The organism is Rhizobium sp. PEPV16 (assembly GCF_008919455.1).
GTDB lineage: Bacteria > Pseudomonadota > Alphaproteobacteria > Rhizobiales > Rhizobiaceae > Rhizobium > Rhizobium leguminosarum_Q.
Genome location: NZ_VSZV01000333.1, coordinates 1 through 4,390, shown reverse-complemented (window position 1 = coordinate 4,390; position 4,390 = coordinate 1). Strand labels below are relative to the sequence as shown.

Annotated in this window: 3 protein-coding genes; all 3 read right to left on the bottom strand. The window is 59.5% G+C overall.

Annotated elements, in window-relative coordinates; all coding sequences use genetic code 11:
- Positions 1-97: 97 nt before the first annotated feature.
- On the bottom strand, positions 98-373 hold the full coding sequence (hupB, locus tag FY112_RS23675) for a DNA-binding protein HupB (RefSeq protein ID WP_003547346.1): 276 nt from the start codon (positions 371-373) through the stop codon (positions 98-100).
- 206 nt (positions 374-579) lie between these two features.
- Entirely contained in the window at positions 580-2,997 is a 2,418-nt protein-coding gene (gene lon / locus FY112_RS23670; protein ID WP_017959927.1) for an endopeptidase La, read from the bottom strand.
- Positions 2,998-3,399: 402 nt separating this feature from the next.
- Positions 3,400-4,390 (bottom strand): ATP-dependent Clp protease ATP-binding subunit ClpX (clpX, locus tag FY112_RS23665; protein ID WP_151519402.1); only part of this gene is annotated, 991 nt, incomplete at its 5' end.

The window sequence follows — 4,390 nt, the reverse complement described above, 5'->3', positions numbered from 1 at the left end:
CGGCATCATGCCCTAACGCAAAAGGGGTCCGGCAAAGCCGAACCCCTCTCAAATCCTGCACAGCCGGTCTCGTTTCCGGCTGGTGGATAATCTCAGATCAGCCGTTGACGGCGTCCTTCAGGCCCTTGCCGGGCGTGAATTTCGGAACGTTGCGAGCCGGAATGTCGACTTCAGCGCCCGTCGACGGGTTACGGCCCTTCGATGCGGCACGATGAGAAACGGTGAAGCTGCCGAAACCCGCGAGGCGGATGTCGCCCTTGTTCTTGAGTTCAGCCTGGACAACGTCAAAAACCGCGTCAACAGCGGAAGCCGCGTCAGACTTCGTCAGTCCTGCCTTTTCGGCTACTGCGGACACGAGTTCATTCTTGTTCATGTTTCCACCCCTTTCTAAATGGTATGAAACGACTCAAAAGTAAGCTAGGCGCAGAATAGGTTTCATCAGGCCCGCCGAAAACCCAAAAGCCCTGCAAATCAAGGAAAAGCAAGCGTCTACATGACGTTTTCACAAAAAAGGCTGGCGTTTCCGCCAGCCTTTTTGCGTGTTTTGTCCCAATGGGGCATAAATGTGGCAAAGGCCACTCAATGCGCTATGGTTGCGCCTGTCTCATCGAGGCCTTCGACCGTTGCGATGACCGGCGTTTCCACCGTGCCGTCCCATTCGATCGGCTCCGGCCGCCGGATCAGCGCATGCTTGATCACCTCGCCCATGCGGGATACCGGGATGATCTCCATGTTGTTCTTCACGTTATCAGGAATCTCCGCCAGGTCCTTGGCGTTTTCCTCCGGAATCAGCACCTTCTTGATGCCGCCGCGAAGCGCTGCGAGCAACTTTTCCTTGAGACCGCCGATCGGCAGCACACGGCCGCGAAGGGTGATTTCACCGGTCATGGCCACATGCCTGTCCACCGGGATCCCGGTCATGATCGAGACGATCGCGGTTGCCATGGCGACGCCGGCCGAGGGGCCATCCTTCGGCGTCGCGCCTTCCGGCACGTGCACGTGGATGTCGCTCTTGTCGAAGCGCGGCGGCTCGATGCCGAAATCGACAGCGCGCGAGCGGACATAGGAGGCCGCTGCCGAGATCGATTCCTTCATGACTTCCTTCAGATTGCCGGTGACCGTCATGCGGCCCTTGCCCGGCATCATCACGCCTTCGATGGTCAGCAGCTCGCCACCGACTTCCGTCCAGGCAAGGCCGGTCACGACGCCGACCTGATCCTCGCCCTCGGCTTCGCCATGGCGGAAGCGCGGGACGCCCAGATAGTCGGAGATGTTCGCCGCCGTCACATGAACGGCCTTCGTCTTACCCTTGATGATCTCGGTGACCGCCTTGCGGGCGAGTTTCATCAATTCGCGTTCGAAGTTGCGGACGCCGGCTTCGCGGGTGTACTGCTGGCTGATCGCCATCAGGGCGTCGTCGCTGACCGAGAATTCTTCCGGCTGCAACGCATGTTCCTTGATGGCCTTAGGCAGCAGGTGCCGCTTGGCGATTTCGCGCTTTTCATCCTCGGTGTAGCCGGCGATACGGATGATCTCCATGCGGTCCATCAGAGGCGCTGGAATATTCAGCGTATTCGCCGTCGTGATGAACATCACATCCGACAGGTCGTATTCGACTTCCAGATAGTGGTCCATGAAGGTCATGTTCTGGGCCGGATCGAGCACTTCGAGCAGGGCCGAGGACGGATCGCCGCGATAGTCCTGGCCGAGCTTGTCGATCTCGTCGAGCAGGAAGAGCGGGTTGGACTTCTTCGCCTTCTTCATCGACTGGATGACCTTGCCGGGCATCGAGCCGATATAGGTGCGGCGGTGACCGCGGATTTCGGCTTCGTCGCGAACGCCGCCAAGCGCCATGCGGACATACTCACGGCCGGTCGCCTTGGCGATCGACTGGGCGAGCGAGGTCTTGCCGACGCCCGGAGGACCGACGAGGCAGAGGATCGGGCCCTTGATCTTGGTGGCACGGGCCTGCACGGCCAGATATTCGACGATGCGCTCCTTGACCTTGTCGAGACCGAAGTGATCGGCTTCGAGGATCTTCTCGGCATTGTTGAGATCCGCCTTGATCTTCGACTTCTTGCCCCAGGGAATGCCGAGCAGCCAGTCCAGATAATTGCGCACGACGGTGGCTTCCGCCGACATCGGGCTCATCTGGCGCAGCTTCTTCAGCTCCGCATCGGCCTTTTCACGGGCTTCCTTGGACAGCTTTGTCTTGGAGATGCGCTCTTCCAGTTCGCTCATCTCGTCGCGGCCTTCCTCGCCGTCGCCGAGTTCCTTCTGGATCGCCTTCATCTGTTCATTGAGGTAATACTCGCGCTGGGTCTTCTCCATCTGGCGCTTGACGCGCGAGCGGATGCGCTTTTCGACCTGCAGGACCGAGATCTCGCCTTCCATGAAGCCGAGGGCCTTTTCGAGGCGCTGCTTGACGCTGGTGGTCTCCAGCATCTCCTGCTTCTCGGTGATCTTGATCGACAGATGCGACGCGACCGTATCGGCGAGCTTGGAATAGTCGTCGATCTGGCTGGCGGCGCCGACCACTTCGGGCGAAATCTTCTTGTTGAGCTTCACGTAGCTCTCGAATTCGGAGACGACCGAACGCGACAAGGCTTCCAGTTCGACCGGATCGTCATGCGGCTCCTCGAGCACATGGCCGAGCGCCTCATAGAAATCCTCGCGGCTGGTATAGGTGTCGATCTCGGCGCGGGCGCGGCCTTCGACGAGAACCTTCACGGTACCGTCGGGCAGCTTCAAGAGCTGCAGCACGTTCGCCACGGTGCCGACATTGTGGATCGCGGAAGGATCCGGATCGTCGTCGCTGGCGTTGATCTGCGTCACCAGCATGATCTGCTTGTCGGAACCCATGACCTCTTCGAGCGCACGGATCGATTTTTCCCGTCCGACGAACAGCGGCACGATCATATGCGGGAAAACCACGATGTCGCGCAGGGGCAGAACAGGGTAGGCAGTGCTGCTCGCTACAGACGTTTTCTTCGTCATTTTATGTCCTTTCCATCGTCCCGTTGCCGGGCTCTCTGCACGGCCGCTTGGGACCGGCCGGCACTCACTTGTTGCTACAAGTGGAGGTTCTAACTACGCTTTTCAAGCCATGCTAACGCCCGCGTCCCTCGGATGTGACAGCTTTATTACAACGGAACGCCAACACTATGAAGCGCGTGGCTGGACCGGCGCTTACCACTTCCGACCCGGCTAAAATACAAACGTCAGCAAGAGGCTTACGGAAACATTGCATCATTGCCAAGCACGATCCCTTGCGCAACATCGGCAAAGGCAATTTCGGTTCCCACGGGTAAATACTAACAGCGCCTCGTATGGTTTTTCAAATAGAAAGGGGCCCGCCTATGGCAAGCCCCTCAAAATAATGGTGCGAAAGTCACAAGGTCACGCCGAAGCGTTGGCCTTTTCTTCCTGCCGGTCGGCATAGATGTAAAGCGGACGCGCCGAACCGCGCACCACTTCCTCGGAGATGACGACCTCGCGCACGCCTTCCAGCGTCGGCAGTTCGAACATCGTGTCGAGCAGGATCTTCTCCATGATCGAGCGAAGGCCGCGGGCGCCGGTCTTGCGCACGATCGCCTTACGGGCGATTTCGCGAAGAGCGTCCTCGTGGAAGTTCAGTTCCACGTCTTCCATCTCGAACAGGCGCTGATACTGCTTGATCAACGCGTTCTTCGGCTCGGACAGGATCTGGATCAGCGCGTCCTCATCGAGATCCTCGAGCGTCGCCAGAACCGGCAAGCGGCCGATGAACTCAGGGATCAGGCCGAACTTGACCAGATCTTCAGGCTCCAGTTCGCGCAGAACCTCGCCGACGCGGCGGTCATCCTGCGACTTGACGCTAGCGCCAAAGCCGATCGAGGTCTTCTCGCCACGGGCAGAGATGATCTTGTCGAGGCCGGCAAAAGCGCCGCCGCAGATGAACAGGATGTTCGTCGTGTCGACCTGCAGGAATTCCTGCTGCGGGTGCTTGCGGCCGCCCTGCGGCGGAACGGAAGCGACCGTGCCTTCCATGATCTTCAGCAGCGCCTGCTGCACGCCCTCGCCCGAGACGTCACGGGTAATCGACGGGTTGTCGGACTTGCGCGAAATCTTGTCGACTTCGTCGATGTAGACGATGCCGCGCTGTGCACGCTCGACGTTGTAGTCGGCCGACTGCAGCAGCTTCAGGATGATGTTTTCGACATCCTCGCCGACATAACCGGCCTCGGTCAGCGTCGTCGCGTCAGCCATGGTGAAGGGAACGTCGATGATGCGGGCAAGCGTCTGGGCAAGATAGGTTTTGCCGCAGCCGGTGGGACCGACGAGCATGATGTTCGACTTCGCCAGCTCGACTTCGCCGTTCTTGGAGGCGTGCGCCAGGCGCTTGTAATGG

Bases quoted from the DNA above. Each gene is read 5' to 3' on its own strand.
- lon (WP_017959927.1), bottom strand. From the start codon at position 2,997: ATGACGAAGAAAACGTCTGTAGCGAGCAGCACTGCCTACCCTGTTCTG.
- hupB (WP_003547346.1), bottom strand. From the start codon at position 373: ATGAACAAGAATGAACTCGTGTCCGCAGTAGCCGAAAAGGCAGGACTG.